General features: G+C 73.1%; 24 protein-coding genes. 15 read left to right on the plus strand and 9 right to left on the minus strand.

Annotated features, from left to right (window positions below; translation table 11 throughout):
- Positions 1-10 precede the first annotated feature (10 nt).
- Genes AB0B45_RS09995 through AB0B45_RS10005 form a run of 3 tightly spaced genes read right to left on the minus strand, consistent with a single transcriptional unit; the run spans position 11 to position 3,672 of the window.
- Positions 11-1,324: a cytosine permease gene (locus tag AB0B45_RS09995; protein ID WP_358127987.1), complete on the minus strand. Its 1,314-nt coding sequence runs from the start codon at positions 1,322-1,324 to the stop codon at positions 11-13.
- Positions 1,325-1,351: 27 nt separating this feature from the next.
- Positions 1,352-2,653, minus strand: coding sequence for a hydantoinase/oxoprolinase N-terminal domain-containing protein (locus tag AB0B45_RS10000; RefSeq protein ID WP_358127989.1), 1,302 nt, complete (start codon positions 2,651-2,653; stop codon positions 1,352-1,354).
- On the minus strand, positions 2,650-3,672 hold the full coding sequence (locus AB0B45_RS10005; protein ID WP_358127991.1) for a DUF917 domain-containing protein: 1,023 nt from the start codon (positions 3,670-3,672) through the stop codon (positions 2,650-2,652). The genes AB0B45_RS10000 and AB0B45_RS10005 overlap by 4 nt, the downstream gene beginning before the upstream one ends.
- Between AB0B45_RS10005 and AB0B45_RS10010 the strand changes: the two genes are divergently transcribed.
- Together AB0B45_RS10010 and AB0B45_RS10015 are read left to right on the plus strand one after the other, a co-directional pair.
- On the plus strand, positions 3,665-4,285 hold the full coding sequence (locus AB0B45_RS10010) for a helix-turn-helix domain-containing protein (RefSeq protein ID WP_358127992.1): 621 nt from the start codon (positions 3,665-3,667) through the stop codon (positions 4,283-4,285). The two genes, AB0B45_RS10005 and AB0B45_RS10010, sit on opposite strands and share 8 nt — an antisense overlap.
- Positions 4,286-4,288: 3 nt before the next feature.
- Complete coding sequence (locus AB0B45_RS10015) at positions 4,289-5,053, plus strand: inositol monophosphatase family protein (RefSeq protein ID WP_358127993.1); 765 nt, start codon at positions 4,289-4,291, stop codon at positions 5,051-5,053.
- A gap of 43 nt (positions 5,054-5,096) precedes the next feature.
- Here the strand turns inward: AB0B45_RS10015 and AB0B45_RS10020 are convergent, their stop codons facing one another.
- Entirely contained in the window at positions 5,097-5,732 is a 636-nt protein-coding gene (locus AB0B45_RS10020) for a GntR family transcriptional regulator (protein ID WP_358127995.1), read from the minus strand.
- Between the two features lie 20 nt (positions 5,733-5,752).
- Here AB0B45_RS10020 and AB0B45_RS10025 point away from each other — a divergent pair, with 20 nt between their 5' ends.
- Together AB0B45_RS10025 and AB0B45_RS10030 are read left to right on the plus strand one after the other, a co-directional pair.
- A complete protein-coding gene (locus AB0B45_RS10025; RefSeq protein ID WP_358127997.1) occupies positions 5,753-6,940 on the plus strand; it encodes a CoA transferase in 1,188 nt (395 codons plus the stop codon).
- Positions 6,937-7,737, plus strand: a complete 801-nt coding sequence (locus AB0B45_RS10030; protein ID WP_358127998.1) for a CoA ester lyase — start codon at positions 6,937-6,939, stop codon at positions 7,735-7,737. Before AB0B45_RS10025 ends, AB0B45_RS10030 begins: the two co-directional genes overlap by 4 nt.
- Positions 7,738-7,785: 48 nt before the next feature.
- Here AB0B45_RS10030 and AB0B45_RS10035 read toward each other — a convergent pair whose 3' ends face one another.
- From AB0B45_RS10035 to AB0B45_RS10045, 3 genes are all read right to left on the minus strand, one after another.
- Positions 7,786-8,424: a helix-turn-helix domain-containing protein gene (locus AB0B45_RS10035; protein ID WP_358127999.1), complete on the minus strand. Its 639-nt coding sequence runs from the start codon at positions 8,422-8,424 to the stop codon at positions 7,786-7,788.
- A 47-nt stretch (positions 8,425-8,471) separates the two neighbouring features.
- Entirely contained in the window at positions 8,472-11,138 is a 2,667-nt protein-coding gene (locus AB0B45_RS10040) for a hypothetical protein (protein WP_358128000.1), read from the minus strand.
- Positions 11,139-11,284: 146 nt separating this feature from the next.
- Positions 11,285-12,316 (minus strand): endonuclease/exonuclease/phosphatase family protein, encoded by a 1,032-nt coding sequence (locus tag AB0B45_RS10045; RefSeq protein ID WP_358128002.1) that lies wholly within the window; start codon positions 12,314-12,316, stop codon positions 11,285-11,287.
- Between the two features lie 223 nt (positions 12,317-12,539).
- Between AB0B45_RS10045 and AB0B45_RS10050 the strand changes: the two genes are divergently transcribed.
- The 6 genes from AB0B45_RS10050 (at position 12,540) to AB0B45_RS10075 (ending at position 17,497) form a co-directional block, all read left to right on the plus strand.
- Positions 12,540-13,532, plus strand: coding sequence for a sugar ABC transporter substrate-binding protein (locus AB0B45_RS10050; protein WP_358128004.1), 993 nt, complete (start codon positions 12,540-12,542; stop codon positions 13,530-13,532).
- Positions 13,529-14,557: an ABC transporter permease gene (locus AB0B45_RS10055; protein WP_358128006.1), complete on the plus strand. Its 1,029-nt coding sequence runs from the start codon at positions 13,529-13,531 to the stop codon at positions 14,555-14,557. Before AB0B45_RS10050 ends, AB0B45_RS10055 begins: the two co-directional genes overlap by 4 nt.
- The gene (locus AB0B45_RS10060; RefSeq protein WP_358128008.1) at positions 14,554-15,312 is read left to right on the plus strand and encodes an ATP-binding cassette domain-containing protein; all 759 of its coding nucleotides are present in this window, start codon (positions 14,554-14,556) and stop codon (positions 15,310-15,312) included. Before AB0B45_RS10055 ends, AB0B45_RS10060 begins: the two co-directional genes overlap by 4 nt.
- Before the next feature lie 91 nt (positions 15,313-15,403).
- The gene (locus tag AB0B45_RS10065; RefSeq protein ID WP_358128010.1) at positions 15,404-16,069 is read left to right on the plus strand and encodes a polysaccharide deacetylase family protein; all 666 of its coding nucleotides are present in this window, start codon (positions 15,404-15,406) and stop codon (positions 16,067-16,069) included.
- 103 nt (positions 16,070-16,172) lie between these two features.
- On the plus strand, positions 16,173-16,565 hold the full coding sequence (locus AB0B45_RS10070; RefSeq protein WP_358128012.1) for a hypothetical protein: 393 nt from the start codon (positions 16,173-16,175) through the stop codon (positions 16,563-16,565).
- A complete protein-coding gene (locus tag AB0B45_RS10075; RefSeq protein ID WP_358128013.1) occupies positions 16,562-17,497 on the plus strand; it encodes an NAD(P)-dependent oxidoreductase in 936 nt (311 codons plus the stop codon). Before AB0B45_RS10070 ends, AB0B45_RS10075 begins: the two co-directional genes overlap by 4 nt.
- An 87-nt stretch (positions 17,498-17,584) precedes the next feature.
- On the opposite strand, the gene AB0B45_RS10080 is transcribed toward AB0B45_RS10075, so the two are convergent.
- The gene (locus AB0B45_RS10080) at positions 17,585-17,743 is read right to left on the minus strand and encodes a hypothetical protein (RefSeq protein ID WP_358128015.1); all 159 of its coding nucleotides are present in this window, start codon (positions 17,741-17,743) and stop codon (positions 17,585-17,587) included.
- Positions 17,744-17,826: 83 nt separating this feature from the next.
- Between AB0B45_RS10080 and AB0B45_RS10085 the strand changes: the two genes are divergently transcribed.
- The 5 genes from AB0B45_RS10085 to AB0B45_RS10105 all read left to right on the plus strand — a co-directional run bounded on the left by AB0B45_RS10085 (position 17,827) and on the right by AB0B45_RS10105 (position 23,335).
- Positions 17,827-18,195, plus strand: a complete 369-nt coding sequence (locus tag AB0B45_RS10085) for a nuclear transport factor 2 family protein (protein WP_358128017.1) — start codon at positions 17,827-17,829, stop codon at positions 18,193-18,195.
- Between the two features lie 140 nt (positions 18,196-18,335).
- The gene (locus AB0B45_RS10090) at positions 18,336-19,643 is read left to right on the plus strand and encodes an MFS transporter (protein ID WP_358128019.1); all 1,308 of its coding nucleotides are present in this window, start codon (positions 18,336-18,338) and stop codon (positions 19,641-19,643) included.
- On the plus strand, positions 19,640-20,695 hold the full coding sequence (locus tag AB0B45_RS10095) for a hypothetical protein (RefSeq protein WP_358128020.1): 1,056 nt from the start codon (positions 19,640-19,642) through the stop codon (positions 20,693-20,695). The genes AB0B45_RS10090 and AB0B45_RS10095 overlap by 4 nt, the downstream gene beginning before the upstream one ends.
- A gap of 46 nt (positions 20,696-20,741) precedes the next feature.
- A complete protein-coding gene (locus AB0B45_RS10100; protein ID WP_358128022.1) occupies positions 20,742-21,767 on the plus strand; it encodes a DUF917 domain-containing protein in 1,026 nt (341 codons plus the stop codon).
- Positions 21,764-23,335: a helix-turn-helix domain-containing protein gene (locus AB0B45_RS10105; RefSeq protein WP_358128024.1), complete on the plus strand. Its 1,572-nt coding sequence runs from the start codon at positions 21,764-21,766 to the stop codon at positions 23,333-23,335. Before AB0B45_RS10100 ends, AB0B45_RS10105 begins: the two co-directional genes overlap by 4 nt.
- On the opposite strand, the gene AB0B45_RS10110 is transcribed toward AB0B45_RS10105, so the two are convergent.
- A complete protein-coding gene (locus AB0B45_RS10110; RefSeq protein WP_358128025.1) occupies positions 23,332-26,244 on the minus strand; it encodes a BTAD domain-containing putative transcriptional regulator in 2,913 nt (970 codons plus the stop codon). The two genes, AB0B45_RS10105 and AB0B45_RS10110, sit on opposite strands and share 4 nt — an antisense overlap.
- Positions 26,245-26,263 lie beyond the last annotated feature (19 nt).

Genomic DNA, 26,263 nt, shown 5'->3' on the forward strand with positions numbered 1-26,263 from the left:
GTGGGTTCCTTCAGACGGTGAGGAGTTCGCGGGTGCCTCGGACCAGGCCGAGCTTGCCCGCGACGATGTAGGCCAGGCCTGCCAGGAGGAGGGAGTTCAGCGCCGGAATGCCGATCCACTGGTGGTGCTCGCTCAGCCAGCCGACCAGCGCCGCCGCGGCCCAGATGACCAGCGTCGCCGGGACCCAGGTCGGCTCGGTCTCCGGCAGCCTGCCCTCCTGGCGCGAGGCTTCGAGCGCGGGCCGCCAGCGCTTGACCACGAAGTACTCGGCCACCATGATCCCCGCGATCGGCGGGGTGATGACGCCGAGGATGAGCAGGAAGTCGGTGAAGCGCTCCAGGATGCCCATCGCGGCCAGGACGCTGCCGAACACGCCGATGCCGACGGTCACGGCCACCCTGTTCAGCTTGCTGCCGATCGTGGACTCGACGGCGTTGAGCAGGCCGAGCGCCGAGGAGTACAGGTTCCAGTTGTTGATCTTCACGGTGGCGGAGATCAGCACGATGACGCCGATCACGCCGGAGGAGGCGGTGATGATGGCGATGACGTCGGAGGACTTCACCGCGTAGGCCAGCAGGACGCCGGCCAGGCCCAGCACGTACTCGCCGAGCGAGATGCCCACCAGCGTCTGCTTGATCACATCGCCAGTATTGCGGTTGAAGCGGGTCATGTCGGGTGTGGTGATCGCGCCGACGATGTAGGAGCCGGCCACGATCGTGGCGCCGGTGGCGATCGAGATGGGCTCGCCGAACGGCGGCGAGGCGACGAGAGTTCCCAGGTCGTGGCGTGAGATCTCCACCCACATCGCCCATCCGGCCAGGCCGAGGAAGGCGGGCACGGTGATGAACGCGGTCATGCCCATGGCCTTGAAGCCACGGATGACCAGCGCGGTCACGCCGAGGCCCGCGATCAGCGACCACGTCCACAGCGGGAGCCAACTCATGATGGAGTGGAGACCGGCGGCGAAGACCGCGGTCTGCACGCCGAACCAGCCGAACAGGCTGAGGGTGATGACGACGCCGATCAGCGTCGAGCCGTAGCGGCCGAAACCCGTCCACCTGGCCAGCACCGAGGTCGACAGGCCCTCGCGCATGCCGGCGATGCCCACGAAGATGCATACGATCTCCAGGATCACCGAGCCGAGCGTGAAGGCCCAGAACGCGCCCCAGAACGACAGGCCCGCGCCGAGGGTGGCGCCGAGCAGGAACTGGGTCAGGTCCGACAGTTGACCGAAGCGCTGCACCGCCACGTTGAACCAGGGGTAGCGGGCGCTCGGTGGCACCCGCTCCAGCGGGTAGTCCTCGTCCGTTGTCGTAGTCGCCATGGAGAACATGCCTTTCACAGGGGGTGGTCACAGCCGCGCGGGCGGGCCGGCGGCCCTGGCGCGCAGCCGTACGAAGGGGCCGGGGAGGTAGGGCAGCCGGGTGTCGGCGGCCTCGACGATCCGCACGTGCAGAGGGTCGGCTCCGGCGCGGACGGCGCTGGCCCTGGCCTGCTCGACCACCGCCTCCATCGCCGCGGGCAGGTCGGCGCGGTCGGGCAGGCGCACGATGCGCTCGTACTGCCCGCCCACGGGGCTGGTGGCCGCGCCGATCGCGCCGGCCGTGGTCGCGTGCTCGGGATGCAGCCCATCGCGTACGGCATGCGCCCCGCCGCCGACCACCACCAGCGGCAACCGTCCCGCGCCCGGCTGCATGCGGTCGACGGCCTCGGCCAGGTCGGCGGGCTCGAAGGGCCTGGCCACCCTGATCAGCTCGGGGATGCGCAGGCCGACGGGCACCCCGCCGATGCGGGCGCCGGTGACGGCCTCCTCGGGGAATCCGCCCGCCAGCACACCCACCCTGATCCGGCGGGCGCCGACGTCGGCGACGACGGCGTCCTCGAGCCCGGTCAGCACGCCCGCGCCGCGCAGCATGCTGGCGGGGCCGCTGCCGAGGCTGAGGCCGGGATGCCTGGCCAGGTGCTCCAGACTCATCAGCGTGCCGTCGCCACGTGTGACGTGGACGGCGGTGACCGGAGCCAGCGCGGCCGCCAGGCGTTCGGCCACGCCGGCGGCGAAGCCGGACAGGGCCGCGTCGAGGACGGTGGCGTTCTCCCGTTCGAGCAGGCCCAGCGTGCCGAGGTCGGCGGACAGGGCGATCGGGAGGTCGCCGAGCTCCGCGCGGACGATCTCGGCCGCCTCCTGCTCCTGCTCGCCGTCGAGGGGAGAGAAGAGGCTGGTGACGGCGACCGCCTGCGCCGTGGCCGCGACGCTGGCGGCGAAGCGGGCGACGGCGTCCCTGTCGAGCGGGGTCCAGTCCTCGCGCTCGAGCCCGCCGCCGCCGTCCACGATCGCGCTGCCTGCCTCGACGGCGCGCCGCAGGTCCTCGGGCCAGCCGAACAGCGGCCTGACGGCCTGCGCCTCCTGACCGCCGACGCGCAGCACCGCCACCCTGAACAGCCCGCGCCTGCCGTCGACGGCCGAGGCCGCGCCGTGCAGGCCGACGGCCACCTGGGCGAGCGGCGGGGCGGCGAGGCCGGCAAGGGCGGCGGCGACGCTGGCCACCGGGTCGCCGGGGACGGAGGCGACCTTGACGGTGGACAGGACCACGCCCGCGTCGTCGAGCAGGGCGGCGTCGGTGTTGGTCGGTCCGACGTCGACTCCGGCCTTCACGCGCTCACCCGCCCTGGCGCGTTCGACGAGGAGTCGCGCGTGGCCCGTGCGGGAGCGGGCAGGCCGAGCAGGCCGAAGGCCTCGGGGCCCGCCAGGCGCAGGCCCTCCTCGGTGTGCCAGATCGGGTCGCAGGGCACGCGCACCACGTCCACCCGCAGGCCGTACCTGACGTGCTCGGCGTCCACGACCTCGCCGGTGCGGGCGTCGAGCAGCGCGATCACATCGGGCACCACCGCCAGCGGCGCGCCGTCCTCCAGGACGGCCAGGAACTCGGTGCCCGCCTCGATCCGAACCAGGCGGCCGAGGTCGGCCCCCAGGCCCTCGATGACGATCGGCCCCGTCTCGGCGATCTTCCCGGAGACGAGAGGGGCGGGCAGTTCGGCGCCGAGCCGCAGCGCCCGCGTGACCGAACCGAGCGCGGTGGCGGCGGCGACCTGGTGGCCGCGCATGACGTACTCCGTGGTCGCCACCTGGCCGCCGAACGGTTCGAGGGCGGCGCGCACCAGCCGTTCCAGCCAGCGCCCCTCCACATGGTCGATGACCACGGTCCTGCCGCGGCCGTCGCACAGCACGGCGGGGGTGGGGGAGATGCCGTGCAGCTGCATGACGGTCTGGTCCATGCGGGGGAAGGCGCGGCTCATGCCGTCGGCGTCGACGATGGGCAGGCCGAGGCGGGCGGCCCAGGCCATCGCCAGGCAGCCGTTCGCGCCGCCGATCTCGCTGGCCAGCACGGCGCCGACCGGCGTGCCGTACAGCTGCTCGATCTTCTGGCGCAGGTACAGCGGCTCGTCGGCGCCGCCGACGCGCTCGGACATCACCGCGGACGAGCCCGCGCTGCCGACCGGCATCACCAGCACGTCGGGATCGAGGTCGCGGGGCTGGACGACGCGGACGGGCCCGTGGTCGGACAAGGCCTGGAGGGCGGCGGCCCTGGTGATCGTCACAGGGCCGCCGCCGCCGGAACCGAGGACGGCGCAGCCCCTGGCGTAGGCGGGCAGTGACCCGGTGTCGATGTCCATGGACTCCGCGCTGCTGGACACCGTCGCCGCGCGGGCGAGCCGCGTGGTCAGGGAACTGGTCGGGCCCGAGTGGAGCGTCGCGATGGCCGACGGCGCGCTGATCGTGGTCCGCACCACGCCGCGCGATCAGGGCCGGGCCGGCCTGCGCGCCGCCGCCCTCGACGCCGAGCAGCTCCTCGACAGGGTGCGGCCGGCGGGCGTCGAGCTGCGCTGCGGCGTCAGCACCGCCCATCAGGGCGTACTCGGCCTGCGCACCTCCGCCTCGGAGGCCCGTACGGCGTTGCGCCGCGGCTCCACCGCGCTCGCCACCTACGACCTGGCCGGCCTGGACCGGATGCTGGAGGAGTGGTACTCCTCCGACGCCGCCCAGCAGGCCGTGCGGGAACTGCTCCAGCCGATACTGGAACAGAAGAGGGCAGGGCTGTTGCTGGACATCCTGAGGGCCTATCTCGACCACCACGGCTCGCCCGCCAAGGCCGCCGAGGAGGTGCGCATGCACCGGAACGCCGTGAGCAGGAACATCAGGCGCATCGAGACGCTTCTGCAGGCCGACCTCGACGACCCGCAGCAGCGCCTGGCGCTGCAGCTGGCGTGCAGAGCGGCAAGGATATGAGACATGACGGAACTACTCGACATCGCGTCGGAGGCGGCCAGAGCGGTGGGAGAGCCGCTGCGCAAGGCGTTCCGCTCCCGCCCGCCCGTCGACACCAAACGTGACTTCCACGACCCGGTGACCGAGCACGACCGCGCCGCCGAGGAGACGATCCGCGAGGTGATCCTCTCGCACCGTCCCGACAGCGTGATCGTGGGGGAGGAGGGAGGCACCACCGGATCCGGCGAGGTGACCTGGTACGTCGACCCGATCGACGGCACCGCCAACTTCGCCGCGGGCATCCCGTTCTTCTGCGTGTCGATCGCCGCGGCGGTGGACGGCGAACTGGTCGCGGGCGTCGTCTACGACCCGGTGCGGGAGGACGAGTTCACCGCCTCGACCGAGGGCGCCTGGTGCAACGCGACCCCGCTGCGCTCCCGCGGCGCCGCCCGCGACCGGGAGGCGATGCTGCTGAGCAGCTATCCGACCCCTCGTGACCTGGAGCAGCACGGGCAGGCGGCGCTGGAGCGCTACGCGGGGCTCATCACCTCCTTCGCCGCGGTCAGGCGCCTGGGCAGCGCGGCGCTCAAGCTGGCGCACGTCGCGGGCGGCTGGGCGGACGTGGCCTACGGGCGACTGTCGCACCCGTGGGACGTGGCCGCGGGGGCGCTTCTGGTACGGCAGGCGGGCGGCGTCTACCTCGGCGACCCGCTGGTTCCCGGCGACTACCTGGCCCACGTGAACGGCTTCGACCTGGCGGGCTCGGCCCTCGCCGACGCCTCCCGCTGACCGAACCCCCGAGGGTCCTGGAGCTCGGCTCGTGGGGTGAGGGTCAGGTCCTGCGGTGGGCGGCGCCTGCTCGGACGTGCTCGATCATGACCTGCTCGGCCGTCTCCCCGTCGCCGGTCTCCAGCGCCCGCAGGATCCTCTCGTGCGCGTCGAGCTGCCGACCGGCCAGCTCGACGTCCAGCCACAGAGAGGCCCCCGGCGGGACGGGAAAGCTCGCCCTGATCGCCCTGGCCTGTTGCCCGAGGAAGGCGGGCCCGCCGATGTCGGCGATCCGCAGGTGGAACTCCTCGGACTTGCCGCCGAGCAGGTCGTGCCGTCCCTGGGCGGCGTCGGCCACCATCGACTCATGCAGCCGCCTGAGCTGGGCGAGCTCCGCCGTACCGATGCGGGCGGCGGCCAGCCGGGCACCCAGTCCCTCGACCACGGCGCGCACGCCGTAGAACTCCTCCAGCGCCTCGTCGCCCAGGTCGACCACGGTCGCGCCGTGATGCGCCTCGTAGCTGATCAGCCGGTCCTTCTCCAGGCGCCGCAGCGCCTCGCGGACGGGCGTCACCGACACTCCGAGCCTGGCGGCGACGGCGGCGGCGCGCAGCGCGGTGCCGCCGGGAATCCGCCCGGTACGGATCTCCTCCAGCAGCGCCTCGTAGACGTAGTCCGCTTTGCTCAACGGTGCTCGCATAACTTATAAGATATAGAATTATGAGCAGTCTTGCCGATATCCGGGTGATCGACGCCGCGACACTGTTCGCGGGGCCCTCCGCCGCGATGATGCTGGGCGACTTCGGCGCCGACGTCATCAAGATCGAGCATCCGCGCCGCGGCGACCCCTCCCGAGGACACGGTGCGGCCAAGGACGGCGTCGGCCTGTGGTGGAAGTCGCTGTCGCGCAACAAACGCGCCGCGGCCGTGGACCTGTCCAGGCAGGAGGGGCAGGAGATCCTGCGCCGCCTGGTGCGCGGCTCCGACGTGCTGGTGGAGAACTTCCGCCCCGGCACGCTCGAACGCTGGGGCCTGGCGCCCGAGGACCTCATAGAGCTCAACCCGCGCCTGATCGTGGCCAGGATGACGGGGTTCGGGCAGTTCGGGCCGATGGCCAGGCAGCCGGGGTTCGGCACGCTGGCCGAGGCGATGAGCGGGTTCGCGTCGATGACCGGCCAGCCCGACGGGCCGCCGACGCTGCCCCCGCTCGCCCTGGCCGACGGCATCGCGGGCCTCGCCATGTCCTACGCCGTGATGGTCGCCCTGCACGCCCGCGAGCGGACGGGGCGCGGCCAGGTGATCGACATGGCGATCATCGAGCCGATCCTGGGCCTGCTCGGCCCACAGATGACCGCCTACAAGGCGCTCGGCGTGGTCCCCCTGCGCACGGGCAACCGCTCCAGCAGCAACGCGCCGCGCAACACCTACCGCACCCGTGACGGCCGCTGGCTGGCCATCTCCACCAGCGCGCAGACCATCGCCGAGCGCGTGGTCACCCTCGTGGGGCGGCCCGACCTGATCGCCCAGCCGTGGTTCGCCAGCGGCTCGGGCCGGGTCGAGCACGTGGAGGAGCTGGACGAGGCGGTCGGCGCGTGGATCGCCGCGCGCGACGCCGAGGAGGTCATCGCCCGCTTCGAGGAGGCGCAGGCGGCGATCGCCCCGATCTACGACGTGCGCGACATCGCCGAGGATCCGCAGTACGCGGCGCTGGACACCTTCGTCGAGCTGCCCGACGAGGAGCTCGGCTCGGTCACCGTCCAGAACGTGCTGTTCCGGCTGTCGGAGACGCCGGGTCAGGTGCGCTGGACGGGTCGCGGTCTCGGCCGCGACACCGACGAGGTGCTCGGCGAGCTGGACTACACGCCCGACGAGATCGGCGAACTGCGTGAGAACGGGGTGGTCGCATGACGCTGACCTGGCTCTACGTGCCGGGAGACCGGCCCGAGCGGTTCGACAAGGCCGTGGCGTCGGGGGCCGACGTGGTCATCGTCGACCTGGAGGACGCGGTCGCGCCCGCCCGCAAGGACGAGGCCAGGCGGAACGTCGTCGAGTACCTGGGCGCCGGCCGGCCGGCCGCACACGTGCGCGTCAACGACCCCGCCACGGAGCAGGGTCGTAGGGACCTGCGGGCGCTGGCGGGGCTGCCGCTCGCCGCGCTGCGGGTGCCGAAGGTCGAGTCGGTCGCGACGCTGGACCTGGTGGACCTCGACGTGCCGATCCACGCGCTGCTGGAGTCGGCGGCCGGCGTGGTGAACGCGGCCGCCATCGCCGCCCATCCCAGGGTGGCGGGGGTGGCGCTGGGCGAGCAGGACCTGGCGGCCGAGCTGTCCATCACCGACGAGGCGGCCCTCGACCACCTGCGGCTGCAGGTGGTGCTGGCCGCCGCGGCCGCTGGGCTGCCGCCCGTGCCGATGTCGGTGTACGCCAACGTCACGGACGAGGGGGGCCTGCTGGCCTCCACCAGGCGGGGCAGGGGGCTCGGGCTGTTCGGCCGGGCGGCCATCCATCCCAGGCAACTGCCGGTGATCCGCGAGGCGTTCACGCCCACGCCCGAGGAGGTGGCGAGGGCGCGGGAGATCGCCGAGGCCGCCGAACTAGCCGGGGACGTGGGCGCGGTGGCGCTGCCCGACGGCAGGTTCGTGGACGCGCCGGTGGTCGCCCGCGCCCGCCGTACCCTGGCCCTCGCCGACCGGCTCGCGACCTGAGCACCCGCGCCCGGGGGCGGAGCGCCCCGTCGTGACCCGGCGCGGGCTTCAGGCGGGGGGCGCCCAGCGCTGCTCCAGCTCCTCGTCCGACGGGGGAGGGCCGGGCAGCGGACGGTGGGCGGGCGGCATCCGCATGGAGTCGAGCATCAGCGTGAGGTAGCGGTGGCGCAGCTCCGCGTTGCGCGGCTCGTCGCCGAGCTTGACCGAGGCGAGCTGCTCGAACAGCAGCGCGATGTCGGCCACGGTGATGTCCGGGCGCAGGACCCCCGCCTCGACCGCGCGGCGGTGGACCTCGATGGCCAGTTCCGCGGCGCGGGCCGAGTCACGGTAGAGCTCCTCGGTGGGATGGAAGGTGCCCGCCAACGCGATGGTCAGCGAGCTGCTGTCGGCGTCGACGATCTCGACCATGTACGTCGCGAAGGCCTCCCACGGGTCGTGGTCCATGGCCAGCGACTTCTCGCAGGCGGCGATGTAGAGCTTGAGCCCGTCGCCGCAGAGTTTCTGCAGCAGCGCCTCCTTGCTGCCGTAGCGCCGGTAGAGTGCGCTGATCCCGACACCCGCGCGCTCGGCCACGGCCGCGATCGGGGCGCCGGGGTCGGCGGTGAACACCGCTCTGGCGGCCCGGAGGATCAGTTCGTCGTTGCGTGCGGCCTGGGCGCGGCGGCCGCTCATGGGTGCAGCTGTCATGGCACCACCATATAACGGAACATACAATTCCGTTCTATAGATCGAGCTCACGTCGTGCCGGTGAGCCTGTCGTGCAGGCGACGGGCCTGCCGTACGAGCTCGCTGCCGCGCGCCCGGCCCGAGACTTCCGCGACCACCGCCAGCTCGCCGCGCGCGTCCGCCCATTCGGCCACCTCGGCCGCGAACGTCATCAGCCGGGTGTGCGCGCTCGTGGCCCGCTCGCCGGCACCCGGCATACAGGCGGGCAGCAGGCCCGTCATCACCTGCCACACCTCCCGGTGCGCGCCCCGTTCGGCCGCCGCCCTGAGCGCGGCGACCGCGTCGGCTGGGCTGCTCCCGCTCCGCCTGAGCAGGTCGGCCAGCTGCCTGCCGAGCTCCTCGCCCGGCAGCCCGCCGGTGGCGGCCAGACGTAGCAGCGGCGGTACGGCCCCGCCATCGGGTCCCTCCATCAGGTAGTGCGCCAGCACCAGCGCCAGGCCGGGCCCGGCCGGTCCGTCGGCGGAGACCAGGAGGTCCAGATCCTCGAGCGAGGGCTTGTTCAGCGGCCAGTGCGACTTCAGGGTGTAGGCCGATCGGGCGGCGGCCAGCTCCCTGTGCCCGGCCAGCACGGCGAGCAGCCGTGCGCACGACTCGTCGTGCAGGCGGGGGATGAGGAGATCGCCCAGCACCTCCTGATACTCCGGCCCTGAGACGAACTCGGAGGTGATGCGGGTGTCGCCCTGGTGGGTCGTCCAGCGCAGCACGACCCGCGGCTCGGCGGGCCGGTCGGTGAGCCAGCGGGCGACCTTGCGGCCCGCCTCTCCTGTCAGGCCCGCCGCCCGCGCGGCGACCTCGTCGGAGACGGTACGGCCGAGCCGCAGCAACGCCTGCCGTAGGTCCAGCGGCAGCGCCTCCACTCCGCCACGCTCGTAGCCTTCCAGCCGCTCCACCAGCACGTCCGCGTCGAGCACGCCGTTGACGCGCGTCGGCGTGCTCAGCAGGTACGGCGGCAGCCGCCCCTCCACCTGCGCCTGGTAGACCTCGGCGTACCGGGCGAGGGGCATGATCTTCTCGGCGGGGCCGTGCGCCATGTCGGGAACCCGCTCCGCGACGGTCGCACGGTCGCCCACCGGTGCACCGCGCTCCGCACCGGGTTCGGCCAGCTCCCTGGCCATCGCCGCGGCCCAGTCGGCGGTGTGCCACCACGGCCTCCATCTGTAGCTGTCGTCCCTGCAGTTCACGGCGAGCGGAGCCAACGCGGTGGTCAACCGGGCTCGCTCCGCCCCGGCTCGACGCTGATCCGCCAGTCGCACGAAGCCGTCCAGCCAGATCTCGGAGCTCGTCCAGTCGAACTCGGACAGTCTGATCCGTGCCAGCGCCTCGGGCTCGCGCGGCGGCGGCCACCGCTCCGGCTCGGGCACGCTCGGGAGCGGCGAAGGAACGAACCGCACCGGCTCAGGCTCGGCCACCGCCTCACCGCCGAAGACCGCCGACAGCTCCGCGCCCTGGCGGGCGGGCAGCAGCGCGACGGTGTCCCTGATCGTCTCGGCGCCCAGCGGGCCGAACCGTCCCGCGTGCCTGACCGCCAGCTTCACCGCGCGCTCCCTGGCCCCGCCGGACTCGCACACCATGGCGGCGGCCAGCGCGGGCGCGTAGGCGTCCAGGTCTCCCGCGGGAGCCTTCATGAGCCGGCCGAGCCAGGCCAGTCCGGCCCGCACCAGCCTGCCCTCGGCGCGGAACAGGAGCCCCTCGACCGCCTCACCGGCTTGGGCGGGCGGTATCGGGCTCAGTCGGCGTACCTGCCTTAACGCCAGGTCGGCGACGTTCGCGGGGGCGGAGGGAAGCAACGCCAGGTAGTCGCGGACGTGCGGGGCGACCTCCTCGGCGGCCGGATCGAGCAGCTCGTGCAGGCGCACGAAGAACCGCTGGTCGGCGGCCTGGCCGCCATACAGGAACCGGGTGCGGCAGCCGCCGAACAGAGCCTCGCGGCTGATCCGGCCGTCGTCGGCCAGCGCGGCGAGAGCGGCGGCCCAGTCGTGGTCATCGCGCAGGAACCTGCCCACTCCTTCGGCCTCGAACAGCCTCGGGACCATCGCGTCCAGCAGCGGGTCACCGGCCAGGTCCTCGGTGCGGGTCGCGGCGACCCAGGCGAGCGTGAGCGGGTCGTGCTCCGGCGGCCGGGCTCCCGTATCGCGCAGTAGCTCCAGGGCCAGCCTGCCCCGGCGGTCGCCGCGGGGGCGCAGGCCGCGCAGCCGCAGCGCCAGCCGTACGGCCAGCTCCTCCCGCCAGGCGGCCGGCCTGGCGGCCACGGCCCGCACGATCTGCGGTACGTCGTCGATCTCGGCCGGTTCCCACCCGCGCTCGAAGTCGCGCTTGTTGAGCCAGGTGACGACGGCCGCGGCGCCCGAGATGACGCCCGCGCCCGCGACGCGCATGGGCTCCATCCAGCGGCCGCGCACCTCCCAGGTGTGGAGGATGTGCGCCTCGGCCAGCTCGTAGACCGAGCGGCCCGTCTTCTCCGCTCGCTCGTAGAGCTCCTTCCGGCGAGCCTCGCGTTCCTGCTCCCGCTCCCCGTCCCTGCGCTGCCCGGCCTGGCGCGCGATCGGCAGGTGGCCGGGCAGCTCGCGCGCCACCTGGCGGCGCTGATCCACGTCGAACCCCGCCACCAGCGTCGCGACGGCGTCAGCGTCCTCGGCGTCGATCGCCGCGCGGACCTCATCCCAGGCGTTCATCATGATCGGGACCATAGGGCAGCCCGCCGACAATCTTGGGGCAGGGCGAGCAGGCGGGCCCGCCGACCGGGGTCGCCGTCTTCGCCGCCGACGCCACGATCCGCGGCCTCCTCCGGGGGGCGGCGAGGCGGCCCCGTCCGTTCCCCTGCTCAGCCCTGTCGCGGCAGGCGCAGGTCGGTGACCATGGCGGCGTGGTCGGAGTAGAAGGTGCCGGGACCGTGCCGGCGCATCCGCTGGTCGACGACCTGCGCCCCGTCGACGGTGACGGCCCCCTTGGCGAAGATCATGTCGATGCGCTGTGGGGTGATGAGCCGCTCGGTCGGCAGCGGCGACCACGTCCTGCCCTCCACCGCACCCGCGTCGGGGTGCGCGGCGCGGAAGGTGTCGACGAAGCCCGCGTCGGTGGCGACCTTGGTCGCGGTGAGCGGGTAGCTCATGCCGAAGTGGTTGGGGGCGGCCGCCCAGGTGGCGCTCCAGTCCTCGGCCGGCACGGTGTTGAGGTCGCCGCCGAGCACGAGGGGGTCGGCGTTGCCCGCGAGCATGGCGGGCAGGTGCTGGTCGACGATCTCCCTCAGGTGGGCGGTCTGGCGCTGGTCGGCGGCCACGACCTCCTCGGCGGTGTGGCGGGGGGTCAGCCCCGACCTGATGCCCGCCGCGTTCTCGTCGATGAGGTAGCCGACCCACGGGTCGGTGTAGTTGAGCCAGGCGACGAAGGCGTTGAGCTGCTGCCCGTCCGCGAGCCGTACCCTGACGCCGCCGAGGTTGAAGTCCGTGACGTGCTGGCCGCCCACCGGCTTGGGGTAGACGTGCACGATCGGCAGATGCGTGAAGATCCACAGGTTGTCCTTGCCCGCGGGCCTGTCGGTGATCTTCACCCCCGTGTACTTCCCCCGGCCCGCGCGGCGGGACAGCGCTTGGGCGATCGTCTCGCCGGCGCCGTAGGTCTCCACCGCGAGGTAGATGTCGGGCCGCAGCTCCACCAGCTGGTCCAGCACGTGCGGCAGGTTGTCGGCGCCCGCGCCGAGGCCGCCCTTGTAGATGTTCCAGGTCACCACACGCAGCGAGGCGCCGGGCCTCGCCGAGGCCGTGGCGGGGGAGGGCGACAGCAGAGCGGAACCCGCGGCCGCCGTCGCTGCGGCGGCTCCGGTGCGAAGCAAGTCACGGCGGGAGAATGAGGACACAGGGCTCTCCTTGGCACAAAAAGGCAGGGGGTGATTAGTCCGGGAACCTACATTGCGCATTTCTGCACAGTCAATGGGCATTTCTCGCATATACGATCCAGCCCGTTTCGGCTCGCGGCGGTAACAAGAACATCTATAAGTCCTAATGTCACGACAAAGTGTTGACGCAGGGGTTAATGCGGCGGTTACATCGAGGACGAGCCGATGGTCATGGAGGTGTCGCATGAACCGAACTCCGATCGTGCTGGCCCTGTTGGGGGCTTTGACCCTCACAGGATGCTCGGCAAGCGGCGGCGAACAGGCCGCCGCCACCGCACCCGCGAGCCCCGCGCCGGCCACCGCGGCCGCACCCTCAGGCGCGGGGAATTTCGCCGTCATCACCCACGCGGGACCCGGCGACGCGTTCTGGGACGTGGTGAAGAACGGCGCCGAGGCCGCAGGCAAGCAGTACAGCGTCACCGTCACCTACCAGGGTGACGGCGACGCGGGTAAGCAGTCGCAGCTCATCGACCAGGCCGTCTCCCAGAAGGTGGACGGAATCGTGGTCTCCATGGCCAACCCCGACGCCCTGAAGGAGTCGATCGGCAAGGCCGTCGCCGCCAAGATCCCGGTGATCACCATCAACTCGGGGCTCGACCGCTCCAAGGAGTTCGGCGCGCTCACCCACGTCGGCCAGTCGGAGGACGTGGCCGGTCGCGGCGCGGGCGAGCAGCTGAAGGCCGCCGGTGTCACCAAGCTGCTGTGCGTGATCCACGAGGCCGGCAACGTCGGCCTCGACCAGCGGTGCAAGGGCGCCGAGGCGACGCTCGGCGGCTCGGTCGAACGGCTGCAGGTCGACGGCAGCAACCAGGCCGACGTCAGCTCCAAGGTCACCGCTCGCATCCAGGCCGACCCGTCGATCAACGGCGTGCTGGCGCTGAACCCCGGCGTGGCCGTCGCGGCGCGCGACGCGCTGAAGGACGCGGGCTCGAAGGCCAAGCTGGCCACCTTCGACCTGTCGGGCGACGTGGTGACCGCCATCAAGGACGGCGAGATCCTGTTCGCCGTCGACCAGCAGCAGTACCTGCAGGGCTACCTGCCGATCACGTTCCTGTACCTGTACAAGACCAACCTCAACACCGTCGGCGGCGGGCTGCCCGTCAACACCGGGCCGGGGTTCGTGACCAAGGACAACGCCGAGCAGGTCGCCAAGCTGGCCGAGAGCGGCACCAGATGAGCTCGGTCGCCGTCGACGAACGACTGGGCGAGGTCGGCCGCGTGCGCCGCCTGCTCGTCAGGCCCGAGCTCGGTGCGGTGGTCGGCGCGATCGTGGTCTTCGTCTTCTTCGCGAGCCAGTCGGCGGTGTTCCGCTCGGTCAGCGGCATCGCCAACTGGCTCGACCCCGCCGCCACCCTCGGCATCATGGCGGTGGCGATCGCGCTGCTGATGATCGGCGGCGAGTTCGACCTGTCGGCGGGCGTGCTGACCGGCACCACGGGGCTGGTGCTGGTCACGCTGTCCACCCGCTTCGGGCTCAACGTCTGGCTGGCGATGCTGGTCGGCCTGGCCGTCGCGCTGGCCGTGGGCTTCGCCAACGGGCTCATCGTCACCAGGACCAGGCTGCCCAGCTTCATCGTCACGCTCGGCACGTTCCTGATGCTGCAGGGCATCAACCTCGGCGTCACCAAGATGATCACCGGCACCGTGCAGGTCTCCGGCCTGCGCAAGGCTCCAGGATTCGAGTCGGCGCGGGTGGTGTTCGGCGGCACCATCGGCGACAGCGGCTTCAGGGTGGCGATCATCTGGTGGATCCTGGTCACGATCGTGGCCAGCTGGGTGCTGATGCGCTCGCGCGCGGGCAACTGGATCTTCGCCGTAGGCGGCAACGAGCAGGCCGCCCGCGCTGTCGGCGTCCCCGCCGCCCGCACCAAGATCGCGTTGTTCATGACGACCGCGTTCGCGGCGTGGCTGGTCGGCTCGATCATGGCGCTGCGTTTCACCTCCGTGCAGGCCAACGCGGGCATCGGCCAGGAGTTCATCTACATCATCGCCGCCGTCATCGGCGGCTGCCTGCTCACCGGCGGGTACGGCTCGGCGATCGGCGCCTCCATCGGGGCGATCATCTTCGGCATGGCCGACAAGGGCATCGTCTTCCTCGGCTGGGACGCCGACTGGTTCATGTTCTTCCTCGGCGCGATGCTGCTGCTGGCCACCCTCGCCAACCGCATGGTCCGCCGCTACGCCGAAGAGGTGAAACATTGATCCTTCAGACCCAGGCCATCGGCAAGGCCTTCGGCAGCGTGCTGGCTCTGCGGGAGGTGTCGATGGGCGTGGCGGCGGGACAGGTCACGTGCGTGCTCGGCGACAACGGCGCGGGCAAGTCCACGCTCATCAAGATCCTTTCGGGCGTCCACCAGCACGACTCGGGCACCCTGCTCATCGACGGCGGCGAGATCCGGCTGACCAGCCCGCGCGACGCCCTCGACAGGGGGATCGCCACCGTCTACCAGGACCTGGCGATGATCCCGCTGATGTCGGTGTGGCGGAACTTCTTCCTCGGCTCCGAGCCGGTCAAGTCGCTGGGCAGGTTCGATGTGGCCACGGCCAGGCGCGTCGCCCGCGACGAGCTGCGCGCGATGGGCATCGACATCCGTGACGTCGACCAGCCGGTCGGCACCCTGTCGGGCGGCGAACGTCAGTCGGTGGCCATCGCCAGAGCCGTCCACTTCGGCGCGAGGGTGCTCATCCTCGACGAGCCCACCTCCGCGCTCGGCGTCAAGCAGGCGGGGGTGGTGCTGCGCTACATCGCCAGAGCCCGCGACCGCGGTCTCGGCGTGGTGTTCATCACCCACAACCCGCACCACGCCTACCCGGTCGGCGACCGCTTCCTGCTGCTCAACAGGGGAACCAGCCTCGGCGAGTACGGCAAGGCCGACATCTCCCGGCAGGAGCTGACCTCGCTCATGGCGGGAGGGGCCGAGCTGGAGCAGCTGGAGCACGAGCTCACCAGGGAGTGACACACCTAATGTCCAGATGGAGATCATTCACCCCCTTCGTATGAGAGAGGATGGAAAAGCTGGATACGAGACGCAGGGGCAAGGGGGGACGATGGTGCGCTGGCGTGCGCTGGTGCCGGTCGTGGCGGCGGTGACGGTGACGGGTCTGGGCTCGGCGCCCGCCGCGCACGCGGAGCCGAAGGCCGCGGGGCCGGAGCAGAAGGTGGTCTACCTCAGCTTCGACGACGGCCCGTCCGAGTACACCTCGCAGGTGCTCGACATCCTGCGCGCGCAGGGCGTGCACGCCACGTTCTTCCAGATCGGCGCCAACATCAGGCAGCACAGGGCGCTGGCAGGGAAGGTGTTCGAGCAGGGCCACAGCGTCCAGAACCACTCCTGGTCGCACCCCGACATGCGCGGGCTGTCGTGGCCCGCCTTCAAGCGGCAGGTGCTCAACACCGACGCCGAGATCAGGAGGCTGACCGGCTACACACCGCAGTGCCTGCGCCCGCCGTACGGGGCGGTGGACAAGAGGGTCCGCAAGCGGGCGGCGGCGCTCGGCAAGCGGCTGCGGCTGTGGACGGTGGATCCCAGCGACTGGGCGCGGCCGGGCGCGAAGGCGATCGCCAGGCGGGCGCTGAAGCAGGTCGAGCCGGGCGGGATCGTGCTGCTGCACGACGGAGGCGGCGACAGGAGTCAGACCGTGGCCGCCCTCCCGAAGATCATCAAGACGCTGAAGGCGCGCGGCTACGTCTTCCACCGCCTCTGGTGCGGCTGATCGATCACACATCTCGTGTGCGCCACTTCACACTCCCCTGATGTCACAGGGACCGGCCGCCGGCCCGTCCCTGTTGCCAGATCGGGAGAAAGGACAGACGCGCATGCGTACCCAACCCCTTGTCAAGGCCGCCGTCGTGCTGGCGGCTCTGCCCATGCTGGCCGCGGGCGGATGGGCCAGGCTCGACCCGGCGGGCTTCGCCCGTTTCACCAACTGGCCCAACCACGAGCACTTCCTGCACGACGCGGGCGTCTTCCAGCTCGGCATCGGCGTGATGATGCTCTGCGCGCTGTGGTGGCGTGACGTCGTCGCGCTCGTGCTGGCCGGGTTCGTGTTCACCAACACCTTCCACGCCGTCAACCACGCCCTCGACCTGGCCGAGGGCGGCAACGCGTCCGACCCGTGGACGCTGCTGGCCATCTCGGTGGTGGCGGCCGCGGGCCTGTGGCTGCGGCTGCGCCGTACCAGCGGGGCGAGGGCGGAGGAGGCGGCATGAGGGTGCTGCTGGCCGGTGCCACCGGCACGATCGGGAGCGCACTCGTGCCGCTTCTTCGCGAGGCGGGCCACGAGGTGATCGGGCTGACCAGGTCGGAGCGCGGCGCCGCGCGGCTGAGCGCGGAGGGCGCCGAGCCGGTGAGGGCCGACATGATGGACGCCGACGGACTGCTGGCCGCGCTCGAGGGGCGCACGGCCGACGCGGTGATCCACCAGGCGACCGCGATCACCGGCATGCCGCTGTTCCACCGCGACCTGTACGCCACCGACGCGCTGCGCGAGCAGGGCACGGCCAACCTGCTGCGCGCCGCCGCCCTCCTGGGCGCCCGCCGCTTCGTCACCCAGTCGTTCTTCCTCGGGTACGGCTACCGCGACCACGGAAGGCAACCGCTGACCGAGGAGCACCCGTTCGCCCGCCCGACCGGTCACCGGGCGTTCGACCGGCACATGCGCTCGATGCGCGCCAACGAGGAACAGGCGTTCGGCACCCCGGGCATCGAGGGCGTCGCGCTGCGCTACGGCATGTTCTACGGACCCGAGCCCTCGACGCTGAAGCTGGCCGCCCTCGCCAGGCGGCGGGCGCTGCCGGTGCCGCGCCCTTCGGGGACGACGGCGCTCGTCCACGTCCACGACGCCGCCACGGCCGCCGTCGCCGCGCTCGACAGCGGGCGGCCCGGCCAGGCGTACAACATCGTCGACGACCGGCCGGTGACCTTCGCCGACCACGTCAGAGCCGTCGCGGCGGCCGCGGGCGCGCCCTCGCCGCTCACGGTGCCCGCCCGCCTGCTGGCCGCCCTGCCCTACCTGTACGCGCTCATGGTGTCGACGCGCATCAGGCTGTCCAACGACAAGGCCAAGCGCGAGCTCGGCTGGCAGCCCCGCTTCCCCTCGCATCACGAAGGGCTGAGGGACCTGCTCGGGGTGCTCACCTGAACAGCGGAGCGCCCGCCCGCTTGACCGTGCGGACGATCGGGGCGGTCTCTATCGCGGTGATCCCCTCGTGCGCGGCGATCCGCTCGGTCAGGTAGCGGCCGAGGTGGTGGGTGTCACGGCAGTTGACGGCCCGACCACCCGCAGCACCCCCTCGCCGCGCATACGCCGGTAGCGGCGGGCCACGGTGTTCTCCGTCGCCGCGGCGGCCGCGGGACTGGTCTCCGGCCTGCTCGCTGTGCTGGTCATCAGGCCCGCCGGGTCGGCGGTACCGACAAAGCGTTCTAAAGTGACTGGGTCGACTGGACATTGAGCATGAATGAGAGGCAACAATGACACGCCAGGCAGTGTGGGCGGTTGTGACCGGCATGTACGACGCCTACGCCAGAGGCGACAGGGCGGGCATCGACCGCCTGCTGCACCCCGAGGCCACGATCTTCGACGCCACGGCGCCCGACCTGATCACCAGCAGGACCCAGCTGGACAAGGTGCGCGACGCCAGACCCGCCGACGGGCCCGAGGAGACCGGTGTGACGGCCTACGACGAGGTCGTGGACGTGTGGGGTGACGCCGCGCTGGCGCGTTACCTCCTGCGTGTCGACTACGTCACCGGCGAGCCGGAGATCGTGCGGACCACGACCGTGCTGCGGCGTTTCGACGGCGAATGGCTCATCGTCCACGTCCACGAGAACAGCCTCTGACCTGGCCGTATCCTGAAATATCAGGGCAGGGCGCACAGGCGATCCCGTCCCGCATGGGCGCTGTGCACACAGGGAGTGAGAGGGGGCGGTCCTATGGTGCGCCATATCCCAGCAGCGCCCCCCTCCTCCGAGGAGTACCCATGACCGCCACCGACGCCAGGACCCTGCCCATCGGGGCCGCGTTCGACCGCATGCCGTTCACCAGACGGCACGTGCTCATCGCCCTGGCCCTGTTCATCGCCTTCGTCATCGAGTCGTGGGAGCAGCTCGCGCTCATCTACGTCTCCGGTGACCTGGGCGAGGACCTCGGCATCGGCCAGGCGGGCATCGGCGTGGCCCTCTCGGCGGTGGCCTTCGGCATGATCCCTGGCGCGCTCGTGTGGGGGCCGCTCGCCGACCGCATCGGCCGCAAGCCCGCCTGCTTCTGGTCGCTGCTGGCCTACGGAGCGATCGCCCTGGCCTCGGCCTTCGCGCCGAACCTGGCCACGCTCGTCACACTCCGCGTCGCCTCGGGGCTGACCCTCGCGGGCGTCTACACCATCACCTTCCCCTACTTCCTCGAACTGCTGCCCACCAGGAGCCGCGGCAGGGCGGCGGTCTACCTGTCGATCGGCTGGCCCATCGGCATGCTCGCCGCCATCGGCGCCTCCGTCGCGCTGGGCGACCTCGGCTGGCACGTCGTCGTCATCGCCAGCGCGGCGGCGGGGCTGTGGGCGTTCGCGATCAGGGCGTGGGTGCCCGAGTCGCCGTACTGGCTGGCCGCCCGCGGCCGCCAGGACGAGGCCCGCCAGGTGCTGCGCACGCTGGGCAGCCCCGACGCCGACGCTAGCTTCACCGTCGCGACCCAGCGCGTGGGCAACCCGCTCGACCTGCTGCGCGGCAGGCTGACGAAGATCACCGTGGCGATGCTGCTGCTGAACTTCGCCTTCAACTGGGGCTACTGGGGCCTGCAGACGTGGCTGCCGTCGCTGCTGCAGGAGAAGGGCCTCACCCTCGACGCCTCGCTCGGCTTCGCCGCGCTGAGCGCGCTGATGATGATCCCCGGCTATGTCAGCGCGTCTCTGCTGACCGGCAGGTTCGGGCGCAAGAAGGTCTTCCTCGTGTACGTCGTGGCGGCGGCGCTCGGCGGCCTGTGGTTCGCGCTGGCCGACTCCACCTTCGAGCTGTACGCGGGCAACTTCGTCCTGTCGTTCTTCAGCCTGGGCGCGTGGGGCGTCTGGAACACCTGGAACGGCGAGTTCTACCCGACCGCGCTGCGCGGCACCGGCTACTCGTGGGCGACGGCCTCGCAGCTGGTGGCCACGACGCTGGCCCCGTCGGCGGTGGGCGCGCTGCTGGCCAACGCGACGGGGTTCACCACGACGATGTTGGTGATCAACGCGTTCATGGTGGTCACGGCCCTGCTCGCGGTGCCGCTGCCGGAGACCGAGGGGCGCGAGCTGGAATGATCCTCGGCGTCGCTCCCGGACGGCTCGCGACCACCGTCGTGGCCGTCCGTGACGGCGTCCCGATGTCCTCGTGGTCCTGGCCCGGCACGGTGGGCACCGAGCCCCTCTTCGCCGGCGCGCTCGACGCGTTCGCGGGCGCCGTTCCGGACGGCCGCCCCTGGACCCCGGACGGCGGTCCCGGGACTCGCACGGGGGGCCTGCCTGAGGAGATCCGCGCGGCCTGCGTGGCGGTGGATCTCGACGCCGCGCCGGCCGCGCCGGTGGCCGCGATCAGAGTGGGAGGGCCGTGCCCGCCCGTCCTGGCCCCCCACGTCCCGCACCCCGGCGGAACGGCCACGATCGTGCGCGGAGGGCACAGCCTCACCGGCCGCTCCCTGGCCGCCCTCGACGCCGACGCCGTCAGGGCCTTCGCCGCAGGGTGCGGCCTGGTGGACTTCGCCGTGACGGCGACCGGCTCACCCGCGCTGGCCGACCACGAGCTGGCGGTGGCCGGCCTGGTGGCCGCCGAGGTGCCGGGAGCACGCATCACGCTGTCATACGAGTTCGGCAGGCCGGGCCTGCGCGAAAGGGAGCGCGAGGCGATCCGCAACGCGTCGCTGCGCCCCGAGGCGGAACGGGTGGCCGACATGGCGGCCTCGTGGCTGCCCGGCATCCCCGTGTACTTCGCGCGGACCGGCGAGGGCCTCGTGTCTGCCCACTACTTCCGCCGCTACCCGCTGGTGTGCGCCAGAGGCGCCACCGCCGCCGCCCTCCACGGCGGGGCCGGCCCCGCCGCCTCTGACTCCGAAGCGGATCGCCCAGGCGCCGCGGTGGCCTTCGGCGCGACGCTGGCGGCGCCGGTGGCCGAGGTGGAACGCATCGTGCGGGCGAGAGGAAGGGCCGAGCTGGACAGGGCGCTGGACGACGCCCGCGACGAGGCGCTGACGCGGGTGGTGAGCGCGGGAGCCGCCCCCGGCTCGGCCCGCGTCGAGGAGATGACCGTGAACCCCCTGTCCTACCTGCCCGACGGCCTCTACCGGGTCCGCGTCACCGCCGCGGGAACCACCCCATGACCGGCCGCCCTGGCCCCCGCGACCTCACCCGACGGCGGAGGCGGTCGTGATCGGGCGGGAGGAGCTGCGGGCGCTCGCCGCGGGGTCGAGGCTGTTCGCCACCGGAGCCGCTGAGTCCTCCTTCCACCTGGCGGCCGACTGGGCCGGCGCGGTCCTCGACACGCCGGTGCGGCTGATCGCGGCGAGCGACCTCCCGCCGGACATGCTGTGCGTCGCCGTCACCCTGGTCGGCTCCACGACGGCACTGGGTGAGCAGCTTCCCGGAGGGGGCGAGCCCGCGAGAGCCGTACAGGCGCTGGAACGCAGGCTCGGCACGCGCGCGGGCGCGATCGTGGCACTGAACCTGGCCGCCGAGAACGCGCTCCTCCCGCTGATCACCGCGGCCGTGCTCGGCCTGCCGCTGGTCGACGGCGACGGAACGGGCAGGGTGTTCCCGCTGGTGGAGCAGACCACCTACACCCTCGGCGGCATCAGCTCCACCCCGCTGGCGCTGGCCGGTCCCGGGGGAGAGCTCGTGCTGATCGAGACGGCGCCCGACAGGGTGGAGGAGACGCTGCGGCCCGTGGTGCTGTCGTTCGGCGGGTGGGGCCTGGCCGCCTGCTACCCGATGCGGGCCGCCGACCTCGCGCGGGTGCTGGTGCCCGGCACCGTGTCGATGCTGATGGCGGCGGGCCTGCCGGGCGCGTCGCGTTCGGCAGCGGCGCCGTACGGCGTGCGCAGGTTGTGCGAGGGGCGGATCGTCGCGGTCGAGGGCAGCAGCGGGCATGGCGCCGACCTGGCGATGCCGTCGGTCCCGTCGAGCATCGTGGTGGAGGAGAGGGGAGGACTCGGCAGGCTGGTGCGGCTGGAGGCGCACAACGAGATCGTGCTCGCGCTGGCCGACGGGGCTGCCGTGGCGATGGCGCCCGACCAGATCTGCATGATCTCCTCGGCCGACGGGGTGGTGGTGGACGTGGACAAGGCGGGACCGGGCATGAGCGTCGAGGTGCTGGTGCTGCCCGCCGCCCCCGCCTGGCACACCGACAAGGGCCGCGCGCTGGGCGGCCTGCGCGCGTTCGGGGTGCCGCTGTGACGCCCGGGAGCGGGCCGCAGGGGAGCGGGGCGCGGGGCTGGGAGGCGCCGGTCACGGTGGCCGAGCTGGTCAATGGGGGGCCGCTGGCGGGCGCGCGCATGTACGGCGCCGGCGAGCACCCCGTCCACCACGTGCGCATCGTCGACGACCTGTCGGTGTTCTCCGCTGTGGCCCCTCACACGGCCGTGGTGCTGATCGGCCAGGCCGCCGGTGGCGGCTGGGCGGTGGAGATGGCGATGCGGCGGGCGTGGGAGCAGGCGGCGGCGTGCGTGATCGCGCCCGCCGAGGGGGCCGGCGCGGGATCGGCCATGGGGTCGAGCGCGGTGCTGGCCGAACGCCTGGGCATCACGTTGATCTTCGTGGACGCCGACCCGCTGGTGACGGCCGTGGAGGTGGCGTCGGCGGCGGCGCGTCCCTCGGCCGCGCGCACCCAGCTCGTCGCTCGCTGCGCGACGAGGCTGGCCGAGGCGGGGGCCTCGGCCAGGCGGGTGCTGGGGGTGCTCAACGCCGAGCTGCCCGGCACGTCGGTCGCCTTCGTCGACCAGTACGGCACGCGGCTGGCGGGGCGGGCGGCCGCGCTGTCGCCGGGTGCCTCGGGCCCCTGGCCTGTCGAGGTGGCGGTGCGGGCGCCTGACGGGACGGTGCTGGGCAGGCTGCTGGCCGGCGGCCCCGCGAGGTCGGCCGGATGGCCCGCGGTGGTGCGGACGGTGCTCGGCCTGGCCGTCGCCCCGCTCGTGGCGTGGGCGGCGGCCGAACGGCTGGCCGCGTCCGGCGACTTCGCCCTCCAGTCCGCCCTGGCCGACCGCCTCCTGCTCGAAGCCGCGACAGGGAAAGGGGCCGCGGGGCCGGACGGGCGAGGCGTCGCGGAACGGGGCCAGGAGGCCGAGACCGGAGGGGTGGACGATCCGGCGGACGAAGGAGTGTGGGCGCGGGCGGTGGCGCTCGGGTGGGCGGTGCGCGGGCCTGTGGCGGCGTTCACGGTCAGGCCGCAGGGACGGACACCGGAACCGGGCGACGCCGAACGGGTAAGGGCGGTGATCGTCGCGACCGTAGGCCAGGCGCCGGTCATCAGCAGGGGAGACGGCTGGGCGGGCTGGTCCCCGCTGCCCCCCGAGCGGCTGGGCGAGCGGCTCGAGGCGACCCTGCGGGCGCTGCCGTGGCCGTGCGCGGCGGGCGTCGGCGCGCCGGTCGCCCACCTGGGGGCGATGGGGGAGTCGCTGCTCGGCGCCGAGGCGGCGGCGTTCCTCGCGGCGGTGGGAGACGTCGCGCGCTCCGACCGGATGGGCCCGGCCGAACTGCTGGCCGCCATCCCGGGAAGCGCGCTCAGGGCTCCCGCGACCGTGGTGCTCCAGCCGCTGCTGGCCGTCGACAGGGACGGGACGCTGCTGGAGACGCTCGGCGCGGTACTCGGCGAGGGCGGCGCGGTGAAGGCCGCCGAACGCCTCGGTGTGCACCGCAACACCGTGACGGCCCGTCTCGACAGGATCAGGGACGCCGGCTACGACCTGGACGACCGCGCCACACGGCTGGCGCTGCAGCTGGCCTGCCACGTGATCAGGGCAGGCTAGGCGCCTTCGGCGAGGGCGACCGCCTGGTCGAGCGGCAGCGCCTCCACCCGCGTCTCGCCCAGCGCCTGCCGTACCCGGGACTCGATCCTGTCGACGTCGCCGCGCTCGGCGGCGGGAAGCGGCGCGCCGACGGCGCGGCGGGTGGCGGCGGCCGAGGCGAGCAGGCGGGCGGCGAGCTCGTGGCGCCCGGCCAGGGAGTGCGCGCCCGCCAGGCCTTCGAGGGCGAGCGCGACGGCGCGCGGATCGCCGCTGGCGCGGGCGGCGGCGAGCCCCTGCAGGTGGAGGGCGAGGGCGGTGGCGGCGTCGCCGCGCTGCTCGGCGACGAAACCGAGCTCGGCCATGACGAGGGCGGTGCCCGGTCTCGCGTCGAGCCTGCGCATCCAGTCGAGCCAGGTGCGCAGGTGGGCCTCGGCCTCGTCGAGGTGACCCTGGCGGCGGGCGGTGAGCGCGAGGCCGGTCTGGGCGAACTCCTCTGCGGGCTTGTTGGCCTGCTCGGCGGCCAGCCGCTTGGCGCGGGTGTGGAGCGAGCGGGAGCGTTCGTGGTCGCCGGTCAGCAGGGCGAGACGGCCCAGCCCCGACAGCCGCCAGGAGATCTCGCTGGTGAGGCCGAGTTCCTCGATGAGGCGCAGGCCTTCGGTGCGCAGCGCGGTGGCGCGGGCGTAGTCGCCGGTGATCTCGGCATGGGTGGCCAGCTGGTCGGCCGCTCGGGTCCGACCCCAGCGGTCGCCAAGCGCTCGGAAGGTGTCGAGGCCGGCCAGGGCGTCGTCGTGGAGGGCGGTGAGGTCTCCCGCGAGCAGCGCCTTGGCGGCGCGGGTGCTGAGGGCGGCGGCCTGGCCCCACCGGTCGCCGAGCTCGCGGAAGGTCGCGAGGGCGAGGTCGGTGAGGTGGGTGGCGTCGTCGCCGATGCCGCGCAGGGCGAAGGCGAGGAACCACCGGGCGCGGGCGAGACCGGCGGCGTCGTCGTGGAATCCGGCGAGCGCGGCGTCGGGGTCGGCCGGCTCGCCCGACAGGAGGGTGAAGGCGGCCAGCCATGCGGCGGCACGCGCGTCAGGGCCTCGCCGGAGCGCGTGGGCGAGGTGGCGGCGGGCCTCGGTGAGGCGTCCGCGCAGGAACCAGTACCAGGCGAGAGAGTCGACGAGCCGGTGGGCGAGGCCGGCGGGCGCGTGGTCGAGCGCGGCGCGCAGGTTGGCGGCCTCGGCGTCGAGGGTGGCGAGCCACGCCCGCTGGTCGGGGCCGCGCAGGTGGGGATCGGCGCGTTCGGCGAGCGCGGTGTAGTAGGCCGCGTGACGTCCTTGGACGGCGGCGAGCTCGCCCGCCTCGTCGAGGCGTTCGAGGCAGTAGGTCTTGACCGTCTGCAGGAGGCGGTGGCGCGGTCCCGGCGTCAGCAGCGAGCGGTCGACGAGGCGGGCGAGGGTGTCGGCGACGTCGACGCCGGGCTCGGCGCAGCTCCGCTCGGCGGCCTCGAGCGTGCACCCGTCGGCGTGTACGGCCAGGCGCCGCAGCACGGTCCGTTCCGGTTCGGTGAGCAGGTCCCAGCTCCAGTCGATGACGGCGCGAAGCGTGCGCTGCCGCGAGGGCGTGCCGCGCTGTTCGGCGCTGAGCAGGTGCTGGTCGAGGCGTTCGGCGAGGGCGTGGATGCCGAGGGTCCTCGCGCGGGTGGCGGCCAGCTCGATGGCCAGCGGGATGCCGTCGAGCCTGGGGACGAGGGTGGCGGCCCCGCCCGCGGACAGGCTGGGGGCGAGCCTGGTGAGCAGCCGCGTGGCGGCCTCGGCGTCGAGGGGCGGGACGGCGTGGACGTGCTCGCCGGGGATGGCGAGCGGCTCTCTGCTGGTGGCCAGCACGCGGAGGCTCGGCACGGCGCGCAGCAACGCGGCCGCCAGGGCGGCGGTCGGCTCGATGAGGTGCTCGCAGTTGTCCAGGACGAGCAGCGAGGCACGCTGGGCGCGGAGCGCGGCGGACAGATCGCTCTCGTCGCGCAGGCCGTAGGCCTCGACGACGGCCTGGGCGGGGTCGTCGCTGTCGGCGAGCTCGACCAGGCGGGCGCCCGGCAGGCCGCGCGCCGCCTCGACGGCCAGGCGGGTCTTGCCGACGCCGCCCGGGCCCGTGAGAGTGACGAGCCTGAACCTGTCCAGGCTCGCACGGAGGCGCAGGAGGTCTGCGTCGCGCCCGACCAGCTCGGTCAGCGCGGCGGGTAGGTGTGAGGCCGACGGATCGAGTGAGGAGTCCTGGCGGAGGATCGCCTCGTGGAGCGCGGTGAGCTCGCGCCCGGGATCGAGACCGAGCTCGTCGGCCAGCAGGGCGCGCCCCCTGGCATAGGTGTCGAGGGCCTCGCTCTGACGGCCCGCGCGGTAGAGGGCGCGCATGTGGAGGGCGCGCAGCCGTTCGCGCAGCGGGTGGGCGGCGACGAGAGCGGCCAGTTCGACCTGGTGGCCGAGGGCGAGGCGGCGCTCGGCCTGGTCCTCGAGCGCGGTGAGGCGCAGCTCCTCCAGGTGGGTGATGGTGGCCGCGGCGAAGGGCGCGTCGGCGAAGTCGGCGAGCGCGGGCCCGCGCCATAGGTCGAGCGCCTCGTCGAGGCGGCCTTCGGCGACGAGCGCGCGGAACCGGGCGGCGTCGAGGTCGGCGGCACGCAGCACGTACCCGGGCGCCTGGGAGACGACGAGGTCGCGGGCGCCGGGCTCGGCGCTCTCGAGGGCGCGGCGCAGGTGCCAGATCCTGGTCTGCAGCGCGGCGTGGGCGTCGGCGGGCGGCTCGTCGCCCCAGAGGTCGTCGACGAGGCGGTCGGCGGGCACGACCTGGCCCTCGTGGGCGAGCAGGTCGGCCAGAAGGGTGCGGACCTTGCGCTCGCGGACGCGGACGGGCCTGCCGTCGTCGGTATGGACCTCCAAGGGGCCGAGGATCGCGAAGCGCATGGCCGACACCGTATCGAGA

Origin of the sequence: Nonomuraea sp. NPDC049152 (assembly GCF_040648355.1) — a bacterium.
Classification (GTDB): domain Bacteria; phylum Actinomycetota; class Actinomycetes; order Streptosporangiales; family Streptosporangiaceae; genus Nonomuraea.

Bases quoted from the DNA above. Each gene is read 5' to 3' on its own strand.
- AB0B45_RS09995 (WP_358127987.1), bottom strand. From the start codon at position 1,324: ATGGCGACTACGACAACGGACGAGGACTACCCGCTGGAGCGGGTGCCA.
- AB0B45_RS10010 (WP_358127992.1), top strand. From the start codon at position 3,665: ATGTCCATGGACTCCGCGCTGCTGGACACCGTCGCCGCGCGGGCGAGC.
- AB0B45_RS10005 (WP_358127991.1), bottom strand. From the start codon at position 3,672: ATGGACATCGACACCGGGTCACTGCCCGCCTACGCCAGGGGCTGCGCC.
- AB0B45_RS10015 (WP_358127993.1), top strand. From the start codon at position 4,289: ATGACGGAACTACTCGACATCGCGTCGGAGGCGGCCAGAGCGGTGGGA.
- AB0B45_RS10020 (WP_358127995.1), bottom strand. From the start codon at position 5,732: ATGCGAGCACCGTTGAGCAAAGCGGACTACGTCTACGAGGCGCTGCTG.
- AB0B45_RS10025 (WP_358127997.1), top strand. From the start codon at position 5,753: ATGAGCAGTCTTGCCGATATCCGGGTGATCGACGCCGCGACACTGTTC.
- AB0B45_RS10030 (WP_358127998.1), top strand. From the start codon at position 6,937: ATGACGCTGACCTGGCTCTACGTGCCGGGAGACCGGCCCGAGCGGTTC.
- AB0B45_RS10035 (WP_358127999.1), bottom strand. From the start codon at position 8,424: ATGACAGCTGCACCCATGAGCGGCCGCCGCGCCCAGGCCGCACGCAAC.
- AB0B45_RS10040 (WP_358128000.1), bottom strand. From the start codon at position 11,138: ATGATGAACGCCTGGGATGAGGTCCGCGCGGCGATCGACGCCGAGGAC.
- AB0B45_RS10050 (WP_358128004.1), top strand. From the start codon at position 12,540: ATGAACCGAACTCCGATCGTGCTGGCCCTGTTGGGGGCTTTGACCCTC.
- AB0B45_RS10055 (WP_358128006.1), top strand. From the start codon at position 13,529: ATGAGCTCGGTCGCCGTCGACGAACGACTGGGCGAGGTCGGCCGCGTG.
- AB0B45_RS10065 (WP_358128010.1), top strand. From the start codon at position 15,404: ATGGTGCGCTGGCGTGCGCTGGTGCCGGTCGTGGCGGCGGTGACGGTG.
- AB0B45_RS10070 (WP_358128012.1), top strand. From the start codon at position 16,173: ATGCGTACCCAACCCCTTGTCAAGGCCGCCGTCGTGCTGGCGGCTCTG.
- AB0B45_RS10075 (WP_358128013.1), top strand. From the start codon at position 16,562: ATGAGGGTGCTGCTGGCCGGTGCCACCGGCACGATCGGGAGCGCACTC.
- AB0B45_RS10080 (WP_358128015.1), bottom strand. From the start codon at position 17,743: ATGACCAGCACAGCGAGCAGGCCGGAGACCAGTCCCGCGGCCGCCGCG.
- AB0B45_RS10085 (WP_358128017.1), top strand. From the start codon at position 17,827: ATGACACGCCAGGCAGTGTGGGCGGTTGTGACCGGCATGTACGACGCC.
- AB0B45_RS10090 (WP_358128019.1), top strand. From the start codon at position 18,336: ATGACCGCCACCGACGCCAGGACCCTGCCCATCGGGGCCGCGTTCGAC.
- AB0B45_RS10095 (WP_358128020.1), top strand. From the start codon at position 19,640: ATGATCCTCGGCGTCGCTCCCGGACGGCTCGCGACCACCGTCGTGGCC.
- AB0B45_RS10110 (WP_358128025.1), bottom strand. From the start codon at position 26,244: ATGCGCTTCGCGATCCTCGGCCCCTTGGAGGTCCATACCGACGACGGC.